Annotated in this window: 21 protein-coding genes, 1 tRNA gene and 1 pseudogene; 7 read left to right on the plus strand and 16 right to left on the minus strand. The window is 71.0% G+C overall.

Going from position 1 to position 24,867, the window contains the following annotated elements; translation table 11 throughout:
* Positions 1-31 precede the first annotated feature (31 nt).
* The 3 genes from dnaJ to dnaK form a co-directional block, all read right to left on the minus strand.
* Entirely contained in the window at positions 32-1,183 is a 1,152-nt protein-coding gene (dnaJ, locus tag G339_RS0115800; protein ID WP_019632054.1) for a molecular chaperone DnaJ, read from the minus strand.
* A gap of 79 nt (positions 1,184-1,262) precedes the next feature.
* Positions 1,263-1,865 carry a nucleotide exchange factor GrpE gene (grpE, locus tag G339_RS0115805; protein WP_019632055.1) on the minus strand — a complete coding sequence of 201 codons (603 nt, stop codon included), beginning with the start codon at positions 1,863-1,865 and terminating at the stop codon, positions 1,263-1,265.
* A complete protein-coding gene (dnaK, locus tag G339_RS0115810; protein ID WP_019632056.1) occupies positions 1,862-3,712 on the minus strand; it encodes a molecular chaperone DnaK in 1,851 nt (616 codons plus the stop codon). The genes grpE and dnaK overlap by 4 nt, the downstream gene beginning before the upstream one ends.
* 268 nt (positions 3,713-3,980) lie before the next feature.
* Here dnaK and G339_RS0115815 point away from each other — a divergent pair, with 268 nt between their 5' ends.
* Positions 3,981-4,301, plus strand: coding sequence for a hypothetical protein (locus G339_RS0115815; RefSeq protein ID WP_019632057.1), 321 nt, complete (start codon positions 3,981-3,983; stop codon positions 4,299-4,301).
* Here G339_RS0115815 and G339_RS0115820 read toward each other — a convergent pair.
* Positions 4,298-5,824, minus strand: a complete 1,527-nt coding sequence (locus tag G339_RS0115820; RefSeq protein WP_019632058.1) for a 3-hydroxyacyl-CoA dehydrogenase — start codon at positions 5,822-5,824, stop codon at positions 4,298-4,300. The genes G339_RS0115815 and G339_RS0115820 overlap by 4 nt on opposite strands.
* A 56-nt stretch (positions 5,825-5,880) precedes the next feature.
* Positions 5,881-6,465 (minus strand): TIGR03086 family metal-binding protein, encoded by a 585-nt coding sequence (locus G339_RS0115825; protein WP_019632059.1) that lies wholly within the window; start codon positions 6,463-6,465, stop codon positions 5,881-5,883.
* A 384-nt stretch (positions 6,466-6,849) separates the two neighbouring features.
* Here G339_RS0115825 and G339_RS0115830 point away from each other — a divergent pair, with 384 nt between their 5' ends.
* Complete coding sequence (locus tag G339_RS0115830) at positions 6,850-8,988, plus strand: (Fe-S)-binding protein (protein ID WP_026341491.1); 2,139 nt, start codon at positions 6,850-6,852, stop codon at positions 8,986-8,988.
* A gap of 125 nt (positions 8,989-9,113) precedes the next feature.
* Positions 9,114-9,869 (plus strand): CAP domain-containing protein, encoded by a 756-nt coding sequence (locus G339_RS38840; RefSeq protein WP_157407741.1) that lies wholly within the window; start codon positions 9,114-9,116, stop codon positions 9,867-9,869.
* Positions 9,870-10,001: 132 nt separating this feature from the next.
* Here the strand turns inward: G339_RS38840 and G339_RS39865 are convergent, their stop codons facing one another.
* The 6 genes and pseudogenes from G339_RS39865 to dcd form a co-directional block, all read right to left on the minus strand.
* The gene (locus tag G339_RS39865; protein WP_019632063.1) at positions 10,002-11,933 is read right to left on the minus strand and encodes a sigma-70 family RNA polymerase sigma factor; all 1,932 of its coding nucleotides are present in this window, start codon (positions 11,931-11,933) and stop codon (positions 10,002-10,004) included.
* A gap of 287 nt (positions 11,934-12,220) precedes the next feature.
* Positions 12,221-13,015, minus strand: a complete 795-nt coding sequence (locus G339_RS0115850) for an SAM-dependent methyltransferase (protein WP_019632064.1) — start codon at positions 13,013-13,015, stop codon at positions 12,221-12,223.
* A gap of 65 nt (positions 13,016-13,080) precedes the next feature.
* Entirely contained in the window at positions 13,081-13,962 is an 882-nt protein-coding gene (locus G339_RS0115855) for a glycine betaine ABC transporter substrate-binding protein (protein WP_019632065.1), read from the minus strand.
* Positions 13,963-14,003: 41 nt separating this feature from the next.
* A pseudogene (locus G339_RS0115860) lies at positions 14,004-14,729 on the minus strand (ABC transporter permease); the annotation flags it as partial.
* 139 nt (positions 14,730-14,868) lie between these two features.
* Positions 14,869-16,113 (minus strand): quaternary amine ABC transporter ATP-binding protein, encoded by a 1,245-nt coding sequence (locus G339_RS0115865; protein WP_019632067.1) that lies wholly within the window; start codon positions 16,111-16,113, stop codon positions 14,869-14,871.
* A gap of 338 nt (positions 16,114-16,451) precedes the next feature.
* On the minus strand, positions 16,452-17,027 hold the full coding sequence (dcd, locus tag G339_RS0115870; protein ID WP_026341492.1) for a dCTP deaminase: 576 nt from the start codon (positions 17,025-17,027) through the stop codon (positions 16,452-16,454).
* A 142-nt stretch (positions 17,028-17,169) separates the two neighbouring features.
* On the opposite strand from dcd, the gene G339_RS0115875 reads away from it, so the two are divergent.
* The 3 genes from G339_RS0115875 (at position 17,170) to G339_RS37830 (ending at position 19,765) form a co-directional block, all read left to right on the plus strand.
* Positions 17,170-17,243, plus strand: a tRNA-Gly gene (locus G339_RS0115875).
* 504 nt (positions 17,244-17,747) lie between these two features.
* On the plus strand, positions 17,748-19,220 hold the full coding sequence (locus G339_RS0115880; RefSeq protein ID WP_019632069.1) for a helix-turn-helix domain-containing protein: 1,473 nt from the start codon (positions 17,748-17,750) through the stop codon (positions 19,218-19,220).
* Positions 19,217-19,765, plus strand: coding sequence for a flavoprotein (locus G339_RS37830; RefSeq protein ID WP_084693267.1), 549 nt, complete (start codon positions 19,217-19,219; stop codon positions 19,763-19,765). Before G339_RS0115880 ends, G339_RS37830 begins: the two co-directional genes overlap by 4 nt.
* Before the next feature lie 174 nt (positions 19,766-19,939).
* On the opposite strand, the gene G339_RS0115890 is transcribed toward G339_RS37830, so the two are convergent.
* The 4 genes from G339_RS0115890 to G339_RS33915 form a co-directional block, all read right to left on the minus strand.
* Positions 19,940-20,479, minus strand: a complete 540-nt coding sequence (locus G339_RS0115890; RefSeq protein ID WP_019632071.1) for a hypothetical protein — start codon at positions 20,477-20,479, stop codon at positions 19,940-19,942.
* A gap of 667 nt (positions 20,480-21,146) precedes the next feature.
* Positions 21,147-21,275 (minus strand): hypothetical protein, encoded by a 129-nt coding sequence (locus G339_RS40870; RefSeq protein ID WP_019632073.1) that lies wholly within the window; start codon positions 21,273-21,275, stop codon positions 21,147-21,149.
* A 475-nt stretch (positions 21,276-21,750) separates the two neighbouring features.
* On the minus strand, positions 21,751-22,944 hold the full coding sequence (locus tag G339_RS0115910; RefSeq protein ID WP_033323349.1) for an FAD-dependent monooxygenase: 1,194 nt from the start codon (positions 22,942-22,944) through the stop codon (positions 21,751-21,753).
* A 95-nt stretch (positions 22,945-23,039) separates the two neighbouring features.
* The gene (locus G339_RS33915) at positions 23,040-23,531 is read right to left on the minus strand and encodes an FAD-dependent oxidoreductase (protein WP_019632076.1); all 492 of its coding nucleotides are present in this window, start codon (positions 23,529-23,531) and stop codon (positions 23,040-23,042) included.
* Between the two features lie 127 nt (positions 23,532-23,658).
* Between G339_RS33915 and G339_RS0115920 the strand changes: the two genes are divergently transcribed.
* Positions 23,659-24,555 carry a LysR family transcriptional regulator gene (locus G339_RS0115920; protein ID WP_019632077.1) on the plus strand — a complete coding sequence of 299 codons (897 nt, stop codon included), beginning with the start codon at positions 23,659-23,661 and terminating at the stop codon, positions 24,553-24,555.
* Here the strand turns inward: G339_RS0115920 and G339_RS0115925 are convergent.
* Positions 24,552-24,866 (minus strand): DUF2795 domain-containing protein, encoded by a 315-nt coding sequence (locus G339_RS0115925; protein ID WP_019632078.1) that lies wholly within the window; start codon positions 24,864-24,866, stop codon positions 24,552-24,554. The genes G339_RS0115920 and G339_RS0115925 overlap by 4 nt on opposite strands.
* Position 24,867 lies beyond the last annotated feature (1 nt).

The raw sequence follows: 24,867 nt of genomic DNA on the forward strand, positions 1-24,867 counted from the left end.
GTCACCTCCACCTCTCCGCAGTCCCCGCGGGTCAGCTCTCGCGCGCCCGCGCGGCCAGCTCGCCGCGCAGTTCCTCGCCGTCGCCCGCCGCCAGCAGCCGCTCCAGCTCCTCGCGCGTCGACTCGTCCACCTTCGACGGGACGTGGACCTCCACCGTCACCAGCAGGTCGCCCCTCGTCCCGTCGCGGCGCGGCGCGCCCCGGCCGCGGACGCGCAGGGTCCGGCCGTTCGGCGTGCCCTCCGGCAGCTTCATCGTCACCGGCTGGCCCTGGAACGTCGGGACGGCGATCTGCGCGCCGAGCACCGCCTCCGGGTACGTCACCGGGACCGTCACCGTCAGGTTGTCGCCGGACCGGCCGAACACCGGATGCGGCATCACCTTGATGTTGATGTTCAGATCGCCCGCCGGGCCGCCGTTCTCGCCCGGCGCGCCCTTGCCCTTCAACCGCAGGTGCTGGCCGTCCGCGACGCCCGCCGGGATGCGCGCCTGCACCGTGCGGGTGCCCGTCGCCCGGCCGCTGCCGTGGCACGTCGGGCACGGGTCGTCCACGACCAGGCCGCGGCCGTGGCACTCGTGGCACGGCTCCTGCACCCCGAAACCGCCGAGGTCGCGGGTCTCCTGGCCGGTGCCCTCGCAGTTCGGGCAGACGCGCGGGACCGTGCCCGTCTTCGCGCCGGTGCCCCGGCACGTCGGGCAGGCCGCCTCGCTCGTCAGCTTGATCGGGACCGTCACGCCGTTCATCGCGCGGGCGAACGTCAGCGTCACGTCCGTCTCCACGTCCGCGCCGCGCCGCGCCCGCCGCGCGCCCGCCGTGCGGGTGCCGCCGCGGTTGAACAGGCCGCCGAACAGGTCGCCGAACCGGTCGCCCGCGCCGCCGCCGCCCTGCTGGCCGAACAGGTCCCCGAAGTCGAAGCCGAACCCGCCCTGCTGGCCGCCGCGCATCCCGCCCGGCATCGCCCGCACCGCGTCGTACTCCTTGCGGCGCTTCTCGTCGGACAGGACGTCGTACGCCTCGGAGACCTCCTTGAACTTCTCCTCGGCGTCCGAGTCGTTGCGGTTCGCGTCCGGGTGGTACTGGCGGGCCAGCTTGCGGTACGCCTTCTTGATCTCGTCCTGGGAGGCCGTCTTCGCGACACCGAGGACCTTGTAGTAGTCCTTCTCCAGATAGTCCTTGGTGCTCACGCCGCTCCGCTCTCCGCTCTCGTCACCGCAGGTCCGCCGGCCGCCCGGGCGGCCCCGCGTGGGACCGCCCGGGGGCCCGTCACTCGTCGTCCCCGGACTCGGCCGGGGCGTCCTCCGGCTCCACGACCGCGACCCGCGCGGGCCGCAGGACGCGGTCGCCGATCCGGTACCCCGGTTCGAGGACCGTCTGCACGCTCGTCTCCGTCACGTCCGCCGAGTACGAGTGCAGCAGCGCCTCGTGGACGTTCGGGTCGAACGGCTCGCCCGGCTCGCCGAACTTCTGCAGGCCGAGCTTGCCGACCGTCGCCTCCAGGCTCTCGCCGACCGACTTGAAGCCGCCGGTCAGCTCGTTGTGCTGCCGGGCGCGGCCCACGTCGTCCAGGATCGGCAGCAGCTCGGTGAGGACGCTGCCGACCGCGATCTCGCGGAGCGCGCCCTTGTCCCGGTCGACCCGCTTGCGGTAGTTGGAGTACTCCGCCTGGAGCCGCTGGAGGTCCTGGGTGCGCTCGTCGAGCTGGGCCTGGAGGGCGGCGAGCTTCTCGTCGTCCGCCCCGCCCTCGGGCTCGGCCCCGGCCTCGGGGGCCGGCGTCGCCGCCGGCTCCCGGACCTGCCCCGTCTCCGGGTCGATGCGCCGCCTGTCGCGGATCACCGGGCCGCCCGGCTCCTCGCCCCGGTCGGTCACGACGCACCGCCCTTGGGCTTGTCGTCGTCCACGATCTCGGCGTCGACGACCTCGTCGTCCTGCGGCTCGGCGGTCGGACCGCCGTCCTGCGCGCCCGCCGCCGCGGCGTCGGGGTTCTGGGCGTACATCGCCGCGCCCATCTTCTGGCTGACCTGGCCGAGCTTGTCGGTCGCGGTCTTGATGGCGTCGACGTCGGTGCCGTCCAGCGCCGTCCGGACCTCCGCGACGGCCGCCTCGATCTCCGACTTCAGGTCCGCCGCGACCTTGTCCTCGTTCTCCTTGAGGAACTTCTCGGTCGAGTAGGCGAGGGTGTCGGCCTGGTTGCGGACCTCGGCCTCCTCCTTGCGGCGGCGGTCCTCCTCCGCGTACTGCTCGGCCTCGCGGACCATCTTGTCGATGTCGTCCTTCGGCAGCGCCGAGCCGCCGGTGATGGTCATCGACTGCTCGCGGCCCGTGCCCTGGTCCTTCGCGCTGACGTTCACGATGCCGTTCGCGTCGATGTCGAAGGTAACCTCGATCTGCGGGACGCCGCGCGGCGCCGGGGGCAGACCGGTGAGCTGGAACGTGCCGAGCTTCTTGTTCTGCGCGGCCATCGGACGCTCGCCCTGGTAGACCTGGATCTCCACGGACGGCTGGTTGTCGTCGGCGGTGCTGAACACCTCCGACCGCTTGGTCGGGATCGTGGTGTTCCGCTCGATGATCTTGGTGAAGACGCCGCCCTTGGTCTCGATGCCGAGGCTCAGCGGGGTCACGTCCAGCAGCAGGACGTCCTTGACCTCGCCCTTCAGCACGCCCGCCTGGAGCGCCGCGCCGATCGCGACGACCTCGTCGGGGTTGACGCCCTTGTTCGGGTCCTTGCCCGTCAGCTCGCGCACCACCTCGGACACGGCGGGCATCCGGGTCGAACCGCCGACCAGGACGACCTGGTCGATCTGCGACATCGACACGCCCGCGTCCTTCAGGACCTGGTTCACCGGGGCCTTCGTGCGCTCCAGCAGGTCCGCCGTGAGGCGCTGGAACTCCGCGCGCGTCAGCTTCTCGTCCAGGTGCAGCGGGCCCTCCGCCGACGCCGTGATGTACGGCAGGTTGATCTGCGTCTCCGACGAGCTGGACAGCTCGATCTTCGCCCGCTCCGCCGCGTCCCGCAGGCGCTGCAGCGCCATCTTGTCCTTGGCGAGGTCGACGCCGGTCTCGCTCTTGAAGCGGCCGGTCAGCCACTCGACGATCTTGTCGTCCCAGTCGTCGCCGCCGAGGTGGTTGTCGCCGCTGGTGGCCTTCACCTCCACGACGCCGTCGCCGACCTCCAGCAGGGACACGTCGAACGTGCCGCCGCCCAGGTCGAAGACCAGGATCGTCGCCTCGTTCTCCTTCTCCAGGTGGTAGGCCAGCGCCGCCGACGTCGGCTCGTTGATGATGCGCAGGACGTTCAGGCCCGCGATCGTCCCGGCCTCCTTGGTGGCCTGGCGCTGGTGGTCGGAGAAGTACGCGGGCACCGTGATGACCGCGTCGGTGACCGGCTCGCCCAGGTACGCCTCCGCGTCCCGCTTGAGCTTCTGCAGCACGAACGCGCTGATCTGCTGCGGCGTGAAGTCCTTGCCGTCGATCGTGGTCTTCCAGTCCGTGCCGATCTCGCGCTTCACCGAGCGGATCGTCCGGTCCACGTTGGTCACCGCCTGGCGCTTGGCCGGGGCGCCCACGATGGCCTCGCCGGCCTTCTTGCCGAAGGCGACGACGGACGGCGTGGTCCGGTCACCCTCGGAGTTGGCGATGACGGTGGGCTCGCCGCCCTCCAGGATCGCGACGACCGAGTTGGTCGTCCCGAGGTCGATGCCGACCGCACGTGCCATGTCTTCGTCCTCCGTAAGTCTCCGGTGCCGGCCTTCTTGGCTCAGCCGGAGCCGCCGCCCCGGTCGCGTCCCCCGCGCTGCGGCGGCCGGCCTCTTGTTGGTCTGCTGTCCGAGAGGGTGCCTCGCGGACCCGCCTCTTGTCAAATCAGTTGAGCCTAGGCGACTCAACTTTGCTGACGTCCTCTACAACAGGACGGTTGAGCCGCCTATTCCGGTTCCGGGTGATCTGGAAGATCCGTCCAGCGGATGAGGCCCCTACCCCTGGCGGATGACGTCTCCCGCGCCGCCCACGCGTGCAGCGTCGGCCGCGTTCGGGAACGACGCCGTCTCGTCGGCGGTCCGCGCCGCCGCGTGCCGGGCGCTCGCGGACTCGCCGGGCGTGGTCGCGACCGGCCCGGCGTCCGACGCGAGGGGCCGCGCGGGCGTCGGCCTCAAGCTCGCCTCGGAGCCGCCGACCACCGTGATCATCGACCCGGACGGCCCGTCCGTGCTGACACAGTCGATGTCGGGCGGCGCGCCCGAAGATCAGGTCGTCTACCTGGAGGCCGGCTGGACCGACGGACCGCCGCACGTCCCGAGCGTGCCCTAGCCGAGCAGGTCGGCGGGGGTCGTGCCGGGTTCGGTCAGGGGGAGGCCGAGCCCGGCGCGGTCCGTCAGCCAGCGGCTCGGGCGGTAGCGGGGGTCGCCGGTGCGGGCGAGCAGGCCCGTCAGGACGGTGTGGAGGCGCGCGGCCCCTGCCGCGTCGCCCCATTCCAGGGGGCCGCGCGGGTAGCCGAGGCCCAGGCGGACGGCGGCGTCGATGTCGGCGGGCGTCGCCAGGCGCTGCTCCGCGATCTCGGCGGCGACGTTGACGATCGACGCCAGCAGCCGTGCCGCGACGGGCGCGGGCGCGTCGCGGACGACCGTCACGTCCCGCCCCGTCGCGGCGAGCGCCGCCCACGCCGCGCGGCCCGCCGCCGGATCGACGCCGGGGTGGACGGCCAGCGTCAGCCGCGACGCGAACCCGCCGAACGGGTCCACGCCGAGCGTCCGGTCGGCGGGCAGGCCGTCCTCCAGCGCGACGTCCAGCGCGGATCGGTCTTCCGGCGCGACGAGCACGACGGCCTCGTCGGACGGCCCGTCCGCGACCGGCACGCCCGCCGCGCGCAGCAGATCCGCGAGGACCGGAGCAGAGCGGACCCACACAGGCCGCCCCGTCACAGCAGGCGGCTCCGGCGCGGGCGGTTCCTGCTTCACTCCGTCCACGTACCGGTAGAAGCCCTCACCGGTCTTGCGCCCGAGCAACCCCGCCTGCATCCGCAGCCGCGTGATCCGGGACGGACGCAGCCGCGGCTCGCCGTGGAACCCCGCCCAGATCGTCTCCAGCACGGGATGCGAGACGTCGAGCCCGGTGAGGTCCATCAGCTCGAACGGCCCCATCCGCAGCCCGAGGACGTCCCGCGCGATCCGGTCCACGTCGGCGGGCGCCGCGACGGCCTCGGCGAGGATCGCCAGCGCCTCCGTCGCCAGCCCGCGCCCCGCGTGGTTCACCAGGAACCCGGGCGTGTCGGGCGCGGTGACGGGCGTGTGCCCGAACCGCCGGACGAGCGCCGTGAACGCCCCCGGCACCCACCCGGCCGTCCGCGCGCCCGGCACGACCTCCACGACCTTCATCAGCGGCACCGGGTTGAAGAAGTGCAGCCCCGCGAGCCGCGACGGGTCCGCGAGCGCCGCGCCGATCTCCGTCACCGACAGCGAGCTGGTGTTCGTCGCGAAAAGCATCGAAGCGGGCGCGACCTTCTCCAACGCGGCGAACAACTCCCGCTTGACCGTCAGATCCTCGCGGACGGCCTCCACGACCAGATCGCAGCCGTCCAGCGGAGCGAGAGGGCCGTCCACCGGCCGCAGCCGGGAGCGGGCCGCCGCCGCGTCCTCGCCGGTCATCCGGCCCTTCGCGGCGAGCCGGTCGAACATCGCGCCGACCTGCTCCACCGCGTCCGCGACGGCCTCCGGACGCGCGTCCGCCAGCTCCACGGCCGCGCCGCCCGCCGCCGCCCACTGCGCGATGCCCCGGCCCATCGCGCCGGCGCCGATGACGCGGATCACCGCGACCCGCTCCGCCCAGTCCGCCATGACCGCCTCCTCGCTCGCCGTACTCCCGCGTCCGGACGCTATCGAAGCGGCGCGCGTCAGCCGCGCGGCGGCGTCCAGGACGGGTTCCGCCCGGACAGCCCGATCAGCCGGTCCAGCGGGGACGCGTCCGGCGGGACGGGCACGACCGGGCCGAACGCGTCGCCCGTCCGCTCCTCGCCGGGGGCGGGGGTGAGGACGCGGGCGCACGCCTCGACGTCCCGGTCGTCGGCGGCGAACGGCAGCTCGGCGGCGCGCGCGAGGTCCCAGCCGTGGACGACCAGCTCGTCCAGCGCGAACAGCCCGGCCGTCGCGCCGGGCAGGTCGACGCCGCCGACGCGCGTGTCGCCCGTCCACGCGGCCGGGTCGCGCCAGGCGGCGACGAGGTCGTCCAGCGCCGCCGGAATCCGGCCGCGCCAGTCGGGCGTCAGCCGGGACGCGTCGGGGGCGCGCCGTCCGCCGACGCCGGGCGGCACGGCCTTGCGCGCGGCGGCGGCGAAGGCGAGCGAGAACCCGTCGACGTGCTCCAGGAGGTCGCCGACGGTCAGCCCGGGGCAGGGCGTGGGCGCGGTGAGCAGGTCGTCGGGGATCTCGTTGGTGAGCGTGGCGAGCCGGTCGGCGGCCCGGCGCAGATCGGGAACCATTGCGCGTCTCCTCGCGGTAGGGGACCGGCTCCATACCCCGCCCGGCGGACGGGACGACACCGGTCATCCAAGAGAGACCATCCGCGGTGTGAAAACTCGTCGAAGTACTCACCGGTGCAACAAGTGGGGCGCGGGACGCGAGAGACCGCCGGGAACCCCTGCCGAAGCGCTCCCGCCTCGCCCTACCATGAAACGGAATCACCGGGAGTCACCACCCGAAAGCGGCGCAAACTTCAGAGGGTCGGGCGCACGACGGTCATCCGGGGGTCGACCCCCCGGCGTGCGACCACTTAAGCTACTGGCGAGTAGTATTCCCGCATGGAGACCGGTCTGTCGCGAGCCCTACGCTGACAGCCAACGCCCGTACCTCAGGAGGACGGAACAGTGTTCTGGGTCACATTGATAATCGGGGTCGCCGGGACGGCGGTCGCGTTGGCGCTGGCGGGGCGCCGCGTCCTCTTCCTGTACTCGGTCGCCAAGAGCGGCCAGCCCGACCCCGAGCGCGTGCTGCAGGTCAAGCGTGACCCCAAGGCCGACATCGAGGGCCAGGTCACCGAGGTCCTCGGCCAGCGCAAGCTGCTGAAGTGGTCCCTGGCCGGCGCCGCCCACGCCGCCGTCATGTGGGCGTTCTTCCTGCTGGCGACGGTGTACCTGGAGGCGGCGGTCGCGCTGCTCGCCGGGCTGGACAAGAAGATCCCGTGGCTCCAGACGTGGCCGCCGATCGGCTTCGTCCAGGACACGATCGCGCTGGCGTGCGCGCTGGGCCTCGCGGTGTTCACCGCGATCCGCGTCAAGAACTCGCCGAAGCGCATCGGCCGCAAGTCGCGGTTCAAGGGCTCGCACCTGTCCGGCGCGTGGATCACGCTGTTCATGATCTTCAACGTGATCTGGACGATGTTCTTCTTCCGGGGCGTCGAGTGGGCCAACGGCAACCTCCCGTACGGGAAGGGCGCGTACTTCTCCTGGGTCGTCGGGCAGCTCTTCGACGGGCTCAGCCACCACACGCTGGAGATCCTGGAGTCCATCGGCCTGCTGCTGCACATCGGCGTCGCGCTGGTCTTCCTGATCTTCGTCGTCCACTCCAAGCACCTGCACATCTTCCTCGCGCCGCTGAACGTCATGTTCAAGCGCCGCCCGGACGGCCTGGGCGCGGCCCAGCCGATGATGAGCAAGGGCAAGCCGCTGGACTTCGAGGAGGCCGACCCCGACGAGGACACCTTCGGCCGCGGCAAGATCGAGGACTTCACCTGGAAGGGCTTCCTCGACATGGCGACCTGCACCGAGTGCGGTCGCTGCCAGTCCCAGTGCCCCGCGTGGAACACCGGCAAGCCGCTGTCCCCGAAGATGGTCATCCTCGAACTGCGCGACCACGCCCTCGCCAAGGCCCCGTACATGCTGGCCTCCGAGGAGCAGCGCGAGAAGTTCACCGACGAGCAGAAGGCCGCCATGCAGGTGGACCGCGAGCTCGTCGCCGAGGACGGCGTCATCCACCCGGACGTCCTGTGGTCCTGCACCAACTGCGGCGCCTGCGTCGAGCAGTGCCCCGTGGACATCGAGCACATCGACCACATCCTCGACATGCGCCGCTTCCAGGTGATGATCGAGTCCTCGTTCCCGAGCGAGGCCGGCGTCATGCTGAAGAACCTGGAGAACAAGGGCAACCCGTGGGGCATGTCCGAGATGAAGCGCCTCGAGTGGATCGAGGAGCTGGACTTCGAGGTCGAGGTCGTCGACGAGAAGCTCCCCGAGGACACCGAGTACCTGTTCTGGGTCGGCTGCGCGGGCGCCCTGGAGGACCGGGCGAAGAAGACCACCAAGGCCGTCGCGGAGCTGCTGCACATCGCGGGCGTCAAGTTCGCGGTGCTCGGCCCGATGGAGGCCTGCACCGGTGACCCGGCGCGCCGCCTCGGCATGGAGTTCGTCTTCCAGATGCTCGGCCAGCAGAACGTCGAGACGCTGAACGAGGCGGGCGCCAAGAAGATCGTCGCGACCTGCCCGCACTGCTTCAACACGCTCGCCAACGAGTACCCGCAGATCGGCGGGGAGTACGAGGTCGTCCACCACACCCAGCTCCTGGCGCACCTGGTCGAGGAGGGCAAGCTCACCCCGGTCAACCCGATCGAGGAGAACATCACCTACCACGACCCCTGCTTCCTGGGCCGGCACAACAAGGTCTACAAGCAGCCGCGCGACATCATGGCGACCGTCCCCGGCGTCAAGACGCAGGAGATGCACCGCCACAAGGAGCGGGGCTTCTGCTGCGGCGCGGGCGGCGCGCGGATGTGGATGGAAGAGCGCATCGGCAAGCGCATCAACACCGAGCGCGTGGACGAGGCGCTGGAGACCGACCCCGACACCGTCTCCACGGCGTGCCCGTTCTGCCTGGTCATGCTGGGCGACGCGATCAACGAGAAGAAGAACGAGGGCGCGGCGAAGGAGACGCTGGAGGTCGTGGACGTCTCCCAGCTCCTGATCCGCTCCATCAAGGGCGAGGCGCCCAAGGAGGCCGTCGCCGCCGAGTGACGGTCCGCTTTCTCCGGCCCCGATCCCGTTTCTTGGGATCGGGGCCGTTTTCTTGTTATCCGGGGTGACCTGCCGGGTCTGCTTGGTGTTCGGACGGACATCGGGAGACACCGGAAGGAACTTCGATGAGCGATCCCTACGCGCGGTTCTGGGCGTCCGGGAAGCGGCGTCGGCGCGGACGCGCGGTCGCGGGCGCGGCCGGGCTCACCGCGCTCGCCTGCGTCGCGGGGTACGTCGTGACGGGCGGGACGGGCGGGTCCGGCGGCGGTTCGGCCGGGACGTCGCTCGCGGCGGACGCCGGACGGGCCTCGACGCCGCCGCGCACCGCGTCCGCCGCGCCCTCGCACGCGGCGTCGCCCCGGACCGCGCCGTCGCACGCGGCGGCGGGGAAGGAGCGGGTGCGGTCGCGGACGGAGGCGTCCAGCACGGCGACGCCGTCGCCCCGCCCGACGAAACCGGCCGCGCCGGGCGCGGGTTCCGGCTCGGGTTCCGCCGGCTCCGGCCCGGCCGCGCAGGTCCTCGCGCTGGTGAACGCCGAGCGCGCCCGGCACGGCTGCCGCCCCGTGACGGCCGACGCGCGGCTGCGCCGCGCCGCGCAGGCGTTCTCCGCGGACATGGCCGCGCGGAACTTCTTCGACCACACGTCCCCGGACGGCTCGACGCCCGGCGACCGGATCACCGCCGCCGGATACCGCTGGTCGACGTACGGCGAGAACATCGCGGCGGGCCAGCGGACCCCGGCGGACGTCATGAACGCCTGGATGAACAGCCCCGGCCACCGCGCGAACATCCTGAACTGCGCGTTCACGGGCCTGGGCGTCGGCCTCGCCACCGCGGGCGGCACCCCCCGCTGGACCCAAGACTTCGCCGCCCCACGCTGACCCCACCCCACCCCACCCACCGCCACGCCGTTGAACTCCCGCCCACCGCACCGCGACCCAACGCGGGACGCCGCACTTCCGCCAACGCACGACGCCGCGCGCCCCGCGCCGCCGCGGGCGGGGTCGGGCGGGTCAGCGGGGGGTTGCGAGGACCAGGGTCCACCAGGGGCCGCCCGCGCGGCGGCTCAGGCCGACGCCCGCGCGGGTCGAGCGGCAGCCGAGGATGTTCGCGCGGTGCGGCGGGCTGTTCATCCAGGACGTCACGACGCTCGACGGCGTCCGCTGGCCCGCCGCGACGTTCTCCGCCCACGCGCTCCAGCGGAACCCGGCGGCGGTGAGGCGGTCGCCGGGGCCGTCGCCGTTCGCGTCATCGTGATCCAGGACGCGGCGCGCCGCCATGTCGTCGCTGTGCCCCTGCGCGGCCCGGTGCAGCCGGGCGTCGGCCGCCACGGGCCGGCACCCGGCCGCCGCCCGCCGCGCGTTGACGGCCCGGAGCACCTGTTGCTCAGTGGACGCCGCCGCCGACGGCCGCGGCGACGCACTGCGCCGCAGCCGCTCCGTACGCGGACGCTCCGGCACGCGCGACGCACGCGTCGGGCCGGGGGCGGACACCGCCGGAACCACCACCGGCGCGGGCGCGGGCTCCCGGCCCGGACCACCGGGCACCAGGACCCACAACGCGGCCCCGACCGCCGCCGCCCCGGCCGCCCCCGCGACGACCCGCCCCGGCGTCACCCGCCGCCCCGCCCGCACATGAGCCCCGCCGCCCGACCCACCGCGCGCCCCAGGCCCGCCACCGGCACCCGCCCCACCACCCGCGCCCGGCCCACTGCCCGCCCCAGGTTCGCCGGACGCCCCAGGCCCGCCGCTCGCGTCCGGCGCACCGGACGTGTCCAACCTGCCGCCGCCGCCCGGCCCGCCGTGCGCCCCAGACCCGCCGCCCGCGTTCGACGCGCCGTTCGTACCTGGTCCGCCGTTCGCGCCCGGCGCGCCGCCCGTACCCGGGCCGCCGTTCGCTCCCATCGCGCCGCTCGTGTCAGGTCCGCTACCCGCGCTCGGCCCGCTGCCCGCTTCTGGCCCGCTACCCGCGCTCGGCCCGCTGCCCGCTTCTGGCCCGCTGCCCGTGTTCGGCGCGCCACCCGCGTCCGGCCCGCTGCCCGCGCCGGGTCCGCCGTGCGGGTCCGGCACGCCGCTCGTGTTCGGTGCGTCGGCCGCGGTGGGTCCGCCGGGCGTGCCGCCGGGTGGTGGGGGCGGGGGTGGGCCGCTCGTGTTCAGGGCCGTCAGGGCCGCGCGGAGCAGGTGCGGCAGGAACGGGACCGGTACCAGCGCCAGGCCCGTCAGAAGGGCCTCGGGTGGGGCCAGGTCCTCGGCGAGCGGGCCGCAGAGGCGGCAGCCGCGGACGTGGCGGGCGATGCGTTTGCGCCAGACGGGCGTCGGGCGTCCGTCCCAGGCGGACGTCAGATCGGCCAGCAGCAGGCAGCGGCGGGCGGTCAGGGCGCGGGTCACGGCGCGGCAGGCGTCCAGGCGCGTCTTCAGCCGCTGCACGCGCACGGCGGCGTGCGCGGGGGAGACGTCCAGCGCCGCCGCCAGTTCGGCGCGGGTGAGCTGGCCTGACGCCTCCTGCCACCACAGCGCGAGCAGGTCGCGGTCGTCGTCGTCCAGCCAGCGGGTGGCCTCGGCGACCTCGCGGCGCTGGCCGGACAGGTCCAGCCGGGCGACGACCAGCCCCGCGAAGTCCGCGGCCGGGTCGGGCAGCCGCTCGGCCGCGTCCAGGCCGACCAGCGCCCCGCGCCGCGCGGCCGCCCACCGCCGCCGCACCTGGTTCATCGCGATCGACACCAGCCACGGCCGGAACCGGGCCGGGTCGCGCAGCCCGCCGAGCCCGCGCAGCGCCCGCACGACGGAGTCCTGGACGACGTCGTCCACGTCGGCGTGCCCGTCCAGCGCCCACCCGACCACGTTGTAGAGCAGCGGCAGGCTCTCGCCGACGAGCCGTTCGCGCGCGGCGGCGTCGCCCTGCTGCGCGGCCCGCACCAGCGGGGCGGCGTTGTCGTCCGGGCGCATGGGCCTCCCTCGGGTCGTCCGTCCGGCGCTCTGACCGACCCCGCGGGACCGCCGCCGATAACCGAAACCTGGCGGCCGGGCCCGAACCAGGACCCGACCCGCCCAAGGATGTCCCTTTTCTCCCGATTGGGTGGCCCGGACGGGCTCAGCGAAAGCGCCGCGCCACCTAGGGGCTGTCTCAGAGCGCCTCAGCCCCAGCGCGAGCGCCCAGATCGCGAAGCGATGCCGCGCTCGCACAGGCCCGGGCCGCCAGGCGAGGGCCGTGGGCCGGGACTTCGAAACACCACCTAGGGCTTGCGCGCCACCGCCGCGTACTGGGCGACGAGCGGCGGCTCGGCCCCGTCGCGCGTCCGCCCCGGCCGCCACCGCGCGCACGACACCAGCCCCGGCTCCTCCAGTTCGAGATCCCGTAGGAGGTACGCGATCTGCTCACCGGTGCGCGTCCGGATCGGCGGCTCGGCGTTGCTGTTGAAGAACTCCATCGCGTCGGCGTTCGCGTCGCCGCCCAGCTCCAGCGTGGGATGCGTCAGCGCGACGTACGAGCCGGACGGCACCGCCGCGACGAGCTCGTCCACGACGGCCCGCGCCTCCGCGTCGTCCAGCAGGAAGTTCAGGATGCCGAGCAGCATGACCGCCACCGGCTGATCCAGCTCCAGCGTGCGGCGGGCGCGCGCCAGGATCGCCTCGGTGTCGCGGACGTCGGCCTCCATGTAGTCGGTGGAGCCCTCCGGCGTGCTCGTCAGCAGCATCCGCGCCTGCCGCAGCACCAGCGGATCGTTGTCGACGTACAGGACGCGCGAGTCCGGCGCGGTGCGCTGCGCGACCTCGTGGGTGTTGTCGGCGGTCGGCAGTCCCGTCCCGAGGTCGAGGAACTGCCGGACGCCGCGCTCCCCGGCCAGGAACCGCACGGCGCGGCCGAGGAACGCCCGGTCCGCCCGCGCGACCTGGACGATGCTCGGGTAGATCCCGTAGATCCGGTCGCCGACCGCGCGGTCCGCCGGGAAGTTGTCCTTGCCGCCGAGCCAGTAGTTCCAGACCCGAGCGTTCTGCGCCGTGTCGGTGCGGAGATCCTGGTTCGCCATACCGGGCTTCCTTCCCCGGAAAGCGCGGGGAGGACCGCCCTGGAACGGTCCTCCCCGGTGCGGCGTCAGCCGGTGATGTTCTTCGCGAAGTCCGGGTTGGCCTTCAGCCACTCGTCCACCGCGCCGTCGGTCTTGCCGGCGTACTTGTTCTCGATCAGGTCTTCCAGGCTGCCGAGCTGCTGGTCGTTCATCTTGAACTTCTTGAACCAGCCCGCGACCTCCGGCTGGTCCTTGGAGAAGTCCTTGCGCGCGACCGTGTTGATGCCGTCCGGCTTGCCCATCGCGCCCTTCGGGTCCGCGAGGTCGCGGATCGGGAACTTCGAGTAGGCCCAGTGCGGACGCCACAGCGTGACGACGATGTCCTTCTTGGCGTCGACGGCCTTCTTCAGCTCCGCGAGCATCGCGGCCGTCGAGGACGTCGTGACCTGGTACTCGCCCGTCAGCCCGTACGCCGGGAGCATCTTCTCCTTGGACACCCGGTAGAGCCCCGACGACTTCTCAATGCCGATGATCTTGCCGTCGTACTGGGAGCCCTTGCCCTTCAGGTCCTCCAGCGACTTCAGCGGCGAGTAGTTCGGGACGGCGATCGTCAGCGGCGCCGAGTCGTACCAGATCCCCAGCTTCTCCAGCTTGTCGCCGTACTGCTTCCAGTAGTCCTCGTGCGTGTAGGGGAGCCACGAGTCGACGAACAGGTCGACGTCGCCGCGCGCCATTCCGGTGTAGAGGGGGCCGGTGTCGAGCGTCTTGACGTCGACCTTGTAGCCCTTGTCCTCCAGGATCTTCTCCCAGAGGGCCGTGGCGGCCTGGCCCTCCGCCCAGCCGGACACGACGCCGATCGTGAGCTTCTTGTCGTCGCCGCCGGAACCGCTGTCACAGGCCGCGGCGGTCGTGCCGAGGGCCAGCGCGACGACGGCCGCGACGGTCGCCTTCTTGAAGCCGAAACGCATAACTGAGGAGAGCCTTTCTTATCGGGGGTGGGAGCGCCGCGCTACCGGCGCGCGGCGGCCTTGGCGACCGGCGTGCGGTCGCCGAGGGCGCTGGTGACGCGGTCGAGGAAGATCGCGAGCACGACGACGGCCGTGCCGCCCTCGAACCCGGTCGCGATGTCGACGCGGTTGATGCCTTCGAGCACCACGCCGCCGAGCCCGCCCGCGCCGACCATTCCGGCGATGACGACCATCGACAGCGACAGCATGATGAGCTGGTTGACGCCCGCCATGATCGACGGCATCGCCAGCGGGACCTGGACGCCGCCGAGGATCTTGCGCGGTGCCGCGCCGAACGCCTCGCCCGCCTCGACCATCTCCTTGTCCACGCCGCGGATGCCCAGCTCGGTGAGCCGGACGCCGGGCGGCAGCGCGAAGATCACCGTCGCGACGACGCCGGGCACCACGCCGATGCTGAAGAAGAAGATCGCCGGGATCAGGTAGACGAACGCGGGCATCGTCTGCATCAGGTCCAGCAGCGGCCGGACGACGCGGCTGACCGTGTCGTTGCGCGCTGCCAGGACGCCGATCGGGATCGCGATGACGACCGCCACGACGGCCGCGACCAGCACCAGGGCCAGGGAGTCCATCGCGGGCTCCCACAGCTCCATGCTGTCGATCAGGCCGAAGCCGACCAGCGTGAACAGCGCGAGCTTCCAGCCGCGCAGCACCAGCGCGACGACCGCGAGGATCACCGTCAGGACGAGCGCGGGCGGGAACGTCAGGACGTCCACGAGCCCGTCCACCACGCTCTCGACCGCCGAGCCGATCCCGTCGAACAGCCAGCCGCAGTGGTCGGTGAGCCAGGTGACGGCCTTGTCGAACCAGTCGCCGAGCGGAACCCGGGGCAGGTCCGACGCCAGAACGTCATGCGTCAACGGGACTGCCCTCCTTCTCCGGCTCGGCGGACTCGATCAGCGCCTCGACGTGCGTGTTGATCGCGCCGAGCGCCGCCAGCAGCGTCACCCGGGGGATGACGCCGAGCAGGACGCCGTGCTCGTCGGTGACGGGCAGCGGGAGGTCGCTCTCGGCGGCCCGGGCGAACAGATCGGCCACGGGGGTGTCGGGCCGGACCGGCGCGACGTCCTCGGGGTCGATCAGCTCGTCCAGGGAGCGGCCGCCGTCGCCCACCGCGTCCGCGATCACCGCGGCGGAGACCTTGCCGACGAGCCTGCGGTCCCGGCCGACGACCAGCGCCGCCGACGCCTGGTGCTCGCGCAGCGTGCGCAGCGCCGTCCGCGGGCCGGTGTTGGCGGGCACCGTGACCAGGGGTTTCTCCATGACGGACGCGGCCGTCAGCACGCGCGTGCGGTCGACGTCCGCGACGAACTGGGCCACGTAGTCGTTCGTCGGCTCGGTCAGGATCTCCTCGGCCGTCCCGATCTGGACGATCCTGCCCTCGCGCATCACCGCGATGCGGTCGCCGATGCGCATGGCCTCGTTCAGGTCGTGCGTGATGAAGACGATCGTCTTGTCCAGGCGGGCCTGCAGCTCGAGCAGCAGGTCCTGCACCTCGCGCCGGATCAGCGGGTCGAGGGCGCTGAACGCCTCGTCCATCAGGATGATGTCGGTGCCCGCCGCGAGCGCGCGGGCGAGGCCGACGCGCTGCTGCATTCCGCCCGACAACTGGCCGGGGACCTTGTCCTCCCACCCGTCCAGGCCCACCAGTCCCAGGAACTCGCGCGCCTTCTTCTCGCGTTCCTCCTTCGGGACGCCGCGCACTTCCAGGCCATAGGCGGCATTGGCGAGAACGGTGCGGTGCGGGAAGAGGGCGAAGTGCTGGAAGACCATGCTGATCTTCTCCTGGCGCAGCGCGCGCAGCGCCTTGGGGGACAGCTTCGCGATGTCCTGCCCGTCGATGAGGACGCGGCCGGACGTGGTGCCCAGCAGGCCGTTCAGCATCCGGATCAGCGTGGACTTGCCGGACCCCGACAGGCCCATGACCACGAAGATCTCACCGCGCTCGACCTCGAACGACGCGTCCACGACGGCCGGGGTGACCCCGAGTCCGCGCAGCTTCGCCGGGTCCGCCCCGGCGTTCAGTTTCCGCTGGGCCTCGGCCGCCTTGCGGCCGAAGATTTTCGTTACGTGTTCCGCTCGGAGTAGGGACACGTTCTCCTTTCCTGCTCCCGGTGACCGGGCCGGTGGGGAACGTTCCATCTCCTCCGGCGCGGCGGTGGGAAACGGTTCGGCGGGCATGCTGGGACATGCCGTGCGCCACTGCTTCCGGGCACCCGGCCCGCGCACAGGTAAAGCGCACGCAAAACGGGTGCCACCGCTATACATTCATCGAAAGTACCCGCGATTCCTTAAACTTTCATCTTTGCGTGATTTCGGTCACTCTTTGGTGTCGCTTGTGTCGTATTGGCTACTGTGCGTGACTCTTTGCAGGTCGGAGACGTCGAAGGGGCCGCCGCGCAGTGCGCGACGGCCCCCTCGGAACCGCGACCTCAGACCTCCGTGCGATGGAAGTTGAGATAGGAACGTGATGGTGTGGGCCCCCGCTGGTCCTGGTAGCGCGACCCGTACTTGGCCGAACCGTAGGGGTACTCCGCCGGCGAGCTGGTCCGGAACAGGCACATCTGGCCGATCTTCATGCCCGGCCACAGCTTGATCGGCAGCGTCGCGACGTTCGACAGCTCCAGCGTCACGTGGCCGGTGAAGCCGGGATCGATCCACCCGGCCGTCGAGTGCGTCAGCAGCCCGAGCCGGCCGAGCGAGCTCTTGCCCTCCAGTCGCGCCGCGAGATCGTCCGGCAGCGCGAACACCTCGTAGGTGGACGCGAGCACGAACTCGCCGGGGTGCAGCACGAACGGCTCGTCCGGCTTGACGTCCACGAGCCGCGTGAGGTCCGGCTGCTCGACCGCCGGGTCGATGTGCGGGTACTTGTGGTTCTCGAAGACCCGGAAGTACCGGTCGAGCCGGACGTCCACGCTGGAGGGCTGGACCATCTCGGGCTGGAACGGGTCGATCTTCACCCGCCCGGCCGCGAGCTCGGCCCTGATGTCACGATCGGAGAGCAGCACGCGCACGAAACTACCGGCTCCCCACCCCACCCGCCGCCACACGCCCCCGGCGGCCCGACACGGCCGCCCACCCCGAACCCGTCTGCGCCACGCCTGACTTTCCGGTACGATGACCGAGCAGGCGGGCCCAAAACCCCGCCACGCGGGTGTGGTTCAATGGTAGAACTTCAGCTTCCCAAGCTGACAACGCGGGTTCGATTCCCGTCACCCGCTCCACAACGAAGGCCCAGGCAGGATTCAGTTTTCCGCCTCGGGCCTTGTTCATTCTCGGGAGCCATTGATCGAGCCTGCCCACGCAGGATGCGCCGGCACAGTTCTCCCCGCGCCTCGGCCCACCGCGGAACCTCAACGCTGTGGCGGTACCGGCACGTACTCGTCGCCGTCAGCCGGGCGCGACCCGCTGATGGTGTTCACCCACGTCGCAAGACCGGTCGGCGCTGTGGCCGCCGTCCTTAGCGCCGTCGTCCATTGCCCTTTCATCAAGCTGGATGTCCACCATTGGTTCGGTGCGATGAACGGGACCGCAGCTCGTATGCTCCGCTCGACTCGCACGGGCGTTTGACAAGCGACGGGAAGCGGCTTGCCGGGTTGTGGCTGTGGGTGTCATGCTCGCCACGATCGGTCAGTGGACGGTCAGGTCCGATTCCCGCGCGGTATCAGCCGCTCGGATATACGCTCGCGCCGAAGGCCGGACACGCACGGGATACAAGGGGAACCCGGATGGCGGGACGTGCTTCAGACCTCATCGACATACCGGACGTCTTCTGGCATCGGCTCCCGGTCCTGGACGCTCTGCGCGCCCGCGACATCGGCGCGGCCTTCCGCCTCCTGCGCCAGTACACCGGCGCAAGCCAGACCCAGATCGCCATCGCCTGCCACATGACCCAAGGCAACGTCAGCCAGACCATGAAACCGGGCGGACGCCAGATCAACGCCCTGGAGGTCTTCGAACGCATCGCCGATGGCCTCGACATGCCCGATGACGCTCGCATGACCCTTGGTCTCGCACCACGATCCTTCGCGGCACCGCCGGAGAGTGGCGCTGTGACGGCGCCAGCGGCTGATCAGTTTTCGGGCTTCGCCTTCCATGCCGGGTTAGGTTTCCTCGGTGGTGAGCAAGGCACCAGTGCGGAGGGGGACGCGGTGCGGAGAAGGACGTTCACCAAGCTGGCCGGAACCAGTATGTTCAACGCGGTCTTGGCCGACCTGCCGGGAGATGCGTCTCCGTTTCACGGGGTCGAAGCGTTCGCGGGCGTGCTGATCGACTGCGATGGGATGCGCGAGAAAGTGCATTCGGCAGTTCGCGCGCTGGACCAACTGCGGGATGCTGTAGCCGCTGCGAAGCGCGACTACCAGGATTGTCGCTACTCCACCGTCATCGCTTCCCTGCCCGGGCTGCTGGCCGACCTGCAAGTGGCGGGTACGGCTCGTTCGGGGGATGAGCAGGTGAAGGTCGAAGCGCTGTCGGCCGAGGCGCATCACGTCGCCGCGAGCATTCTGCTCAAGTTCGACCGCAAGGGGCTCGCGTGGCTGGCCGCGGACCGGAGTATGCGGGCCGCGCGCCGTACCCAGGACCCGACCGTCGTCGGGTCGAGCGCCCGTATCGTCACGCACGCGTTGATGAACGACGGTCACTTCGGTGCCGCCACCAGAACAGCGAGTACTTATGCGGAACGCATCGACCGCGACAGCGACGACCGCACACCGGAGTTCCTGTCCGTGTACGGCTCGCTTCTCCTGCGGGGAGCCGTTGCCGCAGGGCAGCGCGGAGACCATCACACTGCCGCCGCTCTGCTGGATGAGGCCGACGACGCCGGTCGGCAGCTCGGTGGTGACTTCAATCATCGGTGGACGGCGTTCGGCCCGACGAACGTCCAGCTCCACCGGGTCAACATCGCCCTGCAACTCGGTGACGCCGGTACCGCCCTGCGGCACGCGCGCACCATCGACCTCGACCGCATCGCACTCACCGAGCGCAAGGCGACGCTCATCATGGACACCGCCCGCGCGCTCGCCCAATGCGGTAAACATGAAAAGGCGTATGAGATGCTGCGTTTCGCGCATCAGCTCGCGCCCGAGGAAGTCGCTCGGCCTTCCGCCCGTCGCGTGATGCGAGACCTCATGGCGACCGCGCCGCCGAGTGTTCGACGCTGCCTCAATGAGTTCGTTGACGATATTGGAATCGCCCTGTGAACGACCAGCGACGGATTCTGAAGCTTATCGTTTGTGCTGCCGGTGTTGCGGTGGATGTTGGGAAGCTTGTCGTGCTCGCACAGCAGCGTGGTTGGGACGTTCACGTTGTCGCCACGCCTGCGGCGCTGGAGTTCATTGATGTCGAAGCGCTTGAACAGCAGACCGGTCATCCCGTTCGGAGTCGTTATCGTAAGCCGGGTGAGCCTCGGTCGCCCAAGGCCGATGCCGTCGTTGTCGCGCCTGGCACGTTCAACACCATCAACAAGTGGGCGGCGGGGATCAGTGATACGTACGCGCTCGGCGTTCTCGCGGAGGCTCCTGGGCTTGGTATTCCGGTCGTCGTTCTGCCTTATGTTAATGAGGCGATGTTCAATCGGGTGCCGTTTCAGCGGAGTATTAGTGTACTTGCCGGGGAGGGAGTGCGGGTTTTGCTTGGGCCGGGTGGTTTCGAGCCTCATCCTCCTGGCACTGGTGACTCCACGCGTGACGCGTTCCCTTGGGGGAGCGCGCTGGACGAGGTCCGGCGGCTTGAGATGGGCGCGTGAGCCCGCTGCCTGACGTCACGCCCGCGTCGTTGCGGTCCGCGTGGGGCTGGCCTGGGGAGTGCGGTGATCGGGGGATGGGCGGGGAGTTCGATCAGCTTGATGAGCTGATCGTCAAGGGGCAGGTGCTCAGTGCCATGCTCTGGCTCAGGCGGACGTTCGACTGCAGCCTCAAAGTCAGCCCAGGTTTGTGACGTTCACTTGGGGGGCGAAGTGGGTTACGGCTGCCGTGAGGCGGGTTCGGTCCAGGCGCCAGCCGTTGATGGGGCGGCTGGAGCGGACCAGGTGGGGCGGGACATGGGGGACCACCGCTCGGGACATGAAACGGCGGGCCGAGCCGGTTTCCGTGGCCGACGACGTTTCCTTGTGCTCGAAGCCTATGTAGTTGATGGCCTTGGCCGTGGTCGTCTGCTTCCACAGGATGATCGCGGCCACCTCGTTCCACGGGGCGTGCAGCGTTGTTTTCTGGTAGCGGAACGGGTTGCCGCCGATCGTGATGCCTTCGGCGTCAACGCGTAGGGAGACCCGGCGCGTGGTGATGGTTATGAGGGCCATGATGAAGCCCGCGCCGAAGAGGATCGTGCCGAGTACTCGCGTGATCGGCGCCATGTCCGGAAGGGCGATGGCGCAGGCGGTGAAGATCAGGCAGCCGATCAGCATGCTGATGTTGCTTCGTGTCGCGCCGTGGCGGACTTCGTACACTCCGTCGTTGTCCATCTGATCACCTTCGCGGGGGTAGGCGGATTGTACGGCACTTGTGCCGGATAATGATCAGCGTCGGCGAATGTGGCGGAGGACGGTCGGTACGTGGAGGCCATTGTCAGTCCAGCGACCATTCCGCCGCAGGCCGCGCCGTAGTCGGCGTCGTCCGGCGGGCACATCGGTGCGGTCTCTTCGGGCCGTTCGGCGCGCCAACAGGCTGCCGTTCCGGTCGGATGGGGCCGTCGCGAGCGCTACGCAATCCTTGCCGTTCATCTGCGACATAGATTCGCTGTCACGGTTCGACCGCGTCGTCGAGCGGGGCCGGGCGGAGGTCGATCTGCTGATCGGTCGGACCCACGGCGCGCCCCAGGTGACGATGACCCGCTGGTCGGTGACCCGGTACCGCACCGTTCGGTGGATCAGCCATTCACCGAGGAAGAGAAGGACGATCCACGGCACGGCGAAGGCCGCCAGCGTGACGGGAAGCGGGAGGCCGTGGATTCCGCCGTAAGGCGAGCCGAGCGACTCGGAGACGACGCATCCGTGTGCCGCCCCGAGCGCCACGTAAACGCCCGCCGTACGTTCCTGGCATCGGATGAGGCGGTGGCGACGGGGCGCGCCGGACCAGATCTCTCGCTCGTCCGGGCCGAGGGAGACGCCCCTGCCGCGGGGCATGCGCAGGTCAAACACTATTCGCGGCGTACTCGGCGTCGGTCGCGCCGCACCGTTCACCGGTCCGCTCGCCGCGGTGGTCGCTGGACCCGGCTCGCGCGTGGAACGGCGTGAACACCGCGTCGTCGTCGTTGATCACGGAAAGAGGATGCGCCCAATCGGATGAAACGGTCAATCGGGGTCGGCTGCGGCGACGTCCGGGGCGAACCGGGTGACGGCGGGGCAGTGCCAACTATTTCGGTAGTGCCAGTGATGCTCTGATCGCGGCCGACTTCACGCGGGATGAGTTGCGGGACTTCACGATCCGCAAGGAGATTCTGTGGGACTCGGAGGACGCGGATGACTCCGAGGTGTTCAGGGTCGAAGGCGAGATGATCCGGAAGTGGCGGTCCAATGACCCGGCCATCGGGTACAACCGGACGCACCGTAGGAAGCGCGGTTGAGGCGAGTGGAGGCCGATCCGGGTCTGCGGTGTTCACTTCGGGGCGAAGTGGGATATGGCCTCGGCGGCGCCGGTCCAGGTGCCCAGCCGTTGCCGGTTCGGCAGGCGGCGTTTCGTGATCCGGGTGTGCCTCGGGGTTGGCCGGATGGTACTGGGGCGGCTCGCCATGCGGTCAGAAGGTCGTCAGGGTGGGGTGGGTTGGGGTGGGGTAGTTCTTCAAGGTGATTGCGGTGGTGGCTTTGGTGGTTAGTTTGTTTAGGAGGTTGAGCATTGGGCCCTTGGTCAGGGTCTTGTAGAGGAGGGTGCGGTGGTGGATGTTCTTGGGGGCGAAGAAGGGGCCTGCGCCGGCTGCTGCCCGTTGGCAGGCCCTCGTGAGTTTTTTGGTTTCTTGTTCGTAGGTGGTGAAGGCTGCTTGGTGGGCGGGGTTTGTTGCTAGTTCTCCTGCCAGGACGTAGGCGCAGACTATTGCTAGGCCCGCGCCCGTTCCGCCGCAGGTCGCGCCGTAGCCGGCGTCGCCCAGGAGGGCGACGCGGCCGCTTGTCCAGGTCGGCATTCTCACCGTGCTGATCGAGTCGTGGTAGAAGTACGGCGCATTCCACAGGTCCGCGAGGATCGGCTGGGTGTGCCAGGCCATTCCGTGGAAGCGGTCCGCGATGAGTTGTTTCTGCGCGTCGGTGTCGCGGTGGTCGACGGTCGCGCCGTCCGCCTTGAAGACGCACATGACGTTCACGGACGTGCCGCCGGCGATCGGGTAGAGGGCCAGGCCGCGGTTTGGCTCGCTGTAGAGGAGCGCGTCGCGGTCGAGGTGCAGGCGGTTCGGGGCCTCGAAGACGGCGACGTGGTAGCCGGAATGCTTGACGAACTGGGTCTCGGGGCCGAAGGCTAGGCGCCGTACGTTGGAATGCAGGCCGTCCGCGCCGACGACCAGGTCGTAGACGGAGGAACGGCCGCTCTCGAAGGTCACCGCGACGGCGTCGCCGAGGTCGGTGAGAGACGCGATCGAGTCGCCGAACGCGTAGTTCGCGGAATCGCGCGTCCGGTCGTACAGGATGCGGGCCAGGTCGCCGCGCAGGATCTCCACATCGCCGCCCGTGAACGAGGCGGGGAGCGTCACCAGGTCGCGGCCCTCGGCGTCGATCATGTGGAGCGGGCCGTTGCCCGTCTCGTGGTTCCTGATCTCGTTGAGGATTCCCATCTTCTCCAGGACCGTGCGGTGGACGTCGCCGCGGAAGTCGATGGCCTGGCCGCCCCGCCGCAGTTCCGGCGCCCTCTCGACCACCGTGACCTCGTGGCCGTACCGCGCGAGCCAGTAGGCCAGCGCCGGACCCGCGATGCTCGCGCCCGAGATCAGAATCCGTTTCGTCATGTCCGCTCCAAGGAATTCGGTGCCGTTGACGACGACGGTCGGGGAATGCGCTGACCGGTCGCGCACGAGCGCCTGACCGCCCGGCGCGGGTGCGGTCAGGCCGTCCGCTCCGCCGCCGCGTGGCCGAGGCTCGCCGCGTGGACGAGACGGTCGAAGCCCTGCCCGCAAATGGCGCGGCCCCGCAGATACAGCGCCAGCCCGCTCCCCCATTCGCAGCGCGGGGGAAAGGCGAGCCGCCGCACCACCGAATGCGGCCCGTCCGCGCCGACCACCAGGTCGAAAACGGCGGGCGGGCCGTGCTCGAACGTGACCACGACCGCGTCCCCCGCGTCGGTGAGGGAGGCGATCGAGTCGCCGAACACGTAGCGCACCGAATCGCGGTTCCGCTCGTACAGGGCGACGGCGATATCGCCGTCCGGAGAAGGCAGACCTAGATGCGCCAGCACGTCGGAAGCCGCCTGATCGGAACACGGCGGCGGCCCCGAGGCGCGCTCAATGACCGTGACGGCGTAGCCGTACCGCGCCAGCCAGTACGCCAGCGACGATCCGGCGACGCCCGCCCCCGCGACCAGGACCCGCTTGGTCAATCTCCCCACCCCTCGTCCGCGAACCGGTGACCGGCCGCGCATCCAGGGTGGCCGCCCGCCACCGCCCGAACAACGACCATCTCGGCAACGCACTGTTGACCGGTAGATTCACAATCAGGAGGCACGAATGGAGCTGCGGGACATCGAGATCTTCCTGACGCTGGCCGAGGAACTGCACTTCGGCCGCACCGCCGAGCGGCTCCACATCACCCCGTCGCGGGTGAGTCAGTCGATCAAGCAGCAGGAGCGCCGCATCGGCGGGACGCTGTTCGACCGCACCACCCGCGACGTGCGGCTCACCCCGCTCGGCGACCGCCTCCGCCGTGACCTCGACGCGGGCTACCGGCTGATCGTGCAGGGCGTCGAGGCCGCCGCGGCCGCCGCGCGCGGCGTCGCGGGCGAGCTGACGCTGGGGACGATGGGCCCGCACCACCTGCTGCTCGAACCCGTCGTGGAGCTGTTCCAGACGCGGCATCCGGCCGCGCGGCTGCGGCACCGCGAGATCCAGCCGCCCGCGCCGCTGGACCTGCTGCGGTCGGGGGACGTGGACGTCGCGCTGGTGTGGCAGCCCGTCCACGAGCCGGACCTGACGGTCGGCCCGGTCACGCACACGTCGTCGGTGCTGCTCATGGTCGGGACGGAGCACCCGTACGCGCGGCGCGACGCGATCACGCTGGAGGACCTCGCGGACTGCACGATCGTGCGCGGCCACGCGCTGCCCGAGTCGATGGAGGGGGCGATGAACCCGTTCCACACGCCGTCGGGCCGTCCGATCCCGCGCGGCTCGCTGGCGTCCACGTGGCACGAGCTGCTGACGGCCGTCGCGTCGGGCGGGCTCACCGCCGTGGTCAGCGCCGAGGCCGCCGACTTCTACCCGTGGCCCAACCTGGCCTTCGTCCCGATCAGCGACGCGCCGCCGAGCGAGTGGGCGCTGGTGTGGCGGACGTCCCGCGAGACGCCGCTGGTCCGGGCGCTGGCCGACGTCGTCCGCGACGTCGGCGTCCTCGACCGGCGGACGCCCTAGTCGTCGCCCAGCTCCCGCTCGATCGGCCCCGGCTCGGCCATCCGCTCGTGCTCGGCCAGGTCCGGGTGGCGGTGGAAGCGCTCCTGCTCGGCGCGCACGGTGCCCGACCGGTCCGGCGCCGGGTCGACCGGCACCGACCGCAGCACCTCGGCGAGGTTGTCGTAGTCGCCGAGCGGCAGCGCGCGCAGGGCCTTGAGCTGCGGCTCGTCGGCCCCGCGCTCCCGCGCGTGGGCGACCAGGTCGTCCTTGGCGGCCGGGAAGTCCATGTCGTCCAGCACGCCCTTGATCTGTCCCGCGTCGTGGAGTCTCATG

This window comes from Actinomadura atramentaria DSM 43919 (assembly GCF_000381885.1).
GTDB classification, from domain to species: Bacteria; Actinomycetota; Actinomycetes; order Streptosporangiales; family Streptosporangiaceae; genus Spirillospora; species Spirillospora atramentaria.

Bases quoted from the DNA above. Each gene is read 5' to 3' on its own strand.
- G339_RS0115920 (WP_019632077.1), top strand. From the start codon at position 23,659: ATGGAGCTGCGGGACATCGAGATCTTCCTGACGCTGGCCGAGGAACTG.
- G339_RS0115815 (WP_019632057.1), top strand. From the start codon at position 3,981: ATGACGTCTCCCGCGCCGCCCACGCGTGCAGCGTCGGCCGCGTTCGGG.
- G339_RS0115890 (WP_019632071.1), bottom strand. From the start codon at position 20,479: ATGGACAACGACGGAGTGTACGAAGTCCGCCACGGCGCGACACGAAGC.
- G339_RS0115925 (WP_019632078.1), bottom strand. From the start codon at position 24,866: ATGAGACTCCACGACGCGGGACAGATCAAGGGCGTGCTGGACGACATG.
- dnaK (WP_019632056.1), bottom strand. From the start codon at position 3,712: ATGGCACGTGCGGTCGGCATCGACCTCGGGACGACCAACTCGGTCGTC.
- G339_RS0115850 (WP_019632064.1), bottom strand. From the start codon at position 13,015: ATGGCGAACCAGGATCTCCGCACCGACACGGCGCAGAACGCTCGGGTC.
- G339_RS0115855 (WP_019632065.1), bottom strand. From the start codon at position 13,962: ATGCGTTTCGGCTTCAAGAAGGCGACCGTCGCGGCCGTCGTCGCGCTG.
- G339_RS0115825 (WP_019632059.1), bottom strand. From the start codon at position 6,465: ATGGTTCCCGATCTGCGCCGGGCCGCCGACCGGCTCGCCACGCTCACC.
- G339_RS39865 (WP_019632063.1), bottom strand. From the start codon at position 11,933: ATGCGCCCGGACGACAACGCCGCCCCGCTGGTGCGGGCCGCGCAGCAG.
- G339_RS0115820 (WP_019632058.1), bottom strand. From the start codon at position 5,824: ATGGCGGACTGGGCGGAGCGGGTCGCGGTGATCCGCGTCATCGGCGCC.
- G339_RS0115880 (WP_019632069.1), top strand. From the start codon at position 17,748: ATGGCGGGACGTGCTTCAGACCTCATCGACATACCGGACGTCTTCTGG.
- G339_RS38840 (WP_157407741.1), top strand. From the start codon at position 9,114: ATGAGCGATCCCTACGCGCGGTTCTGGGCGTCCGGGAAGCGGCGTCGG.
- G339_RS0115910 (WP_033323349.1), bottom strand. From the start codon at position 22,944: ATGACGAAACGGATTCTGATCTCGGGCGCGAGCATCGCGGGTCCGGCG.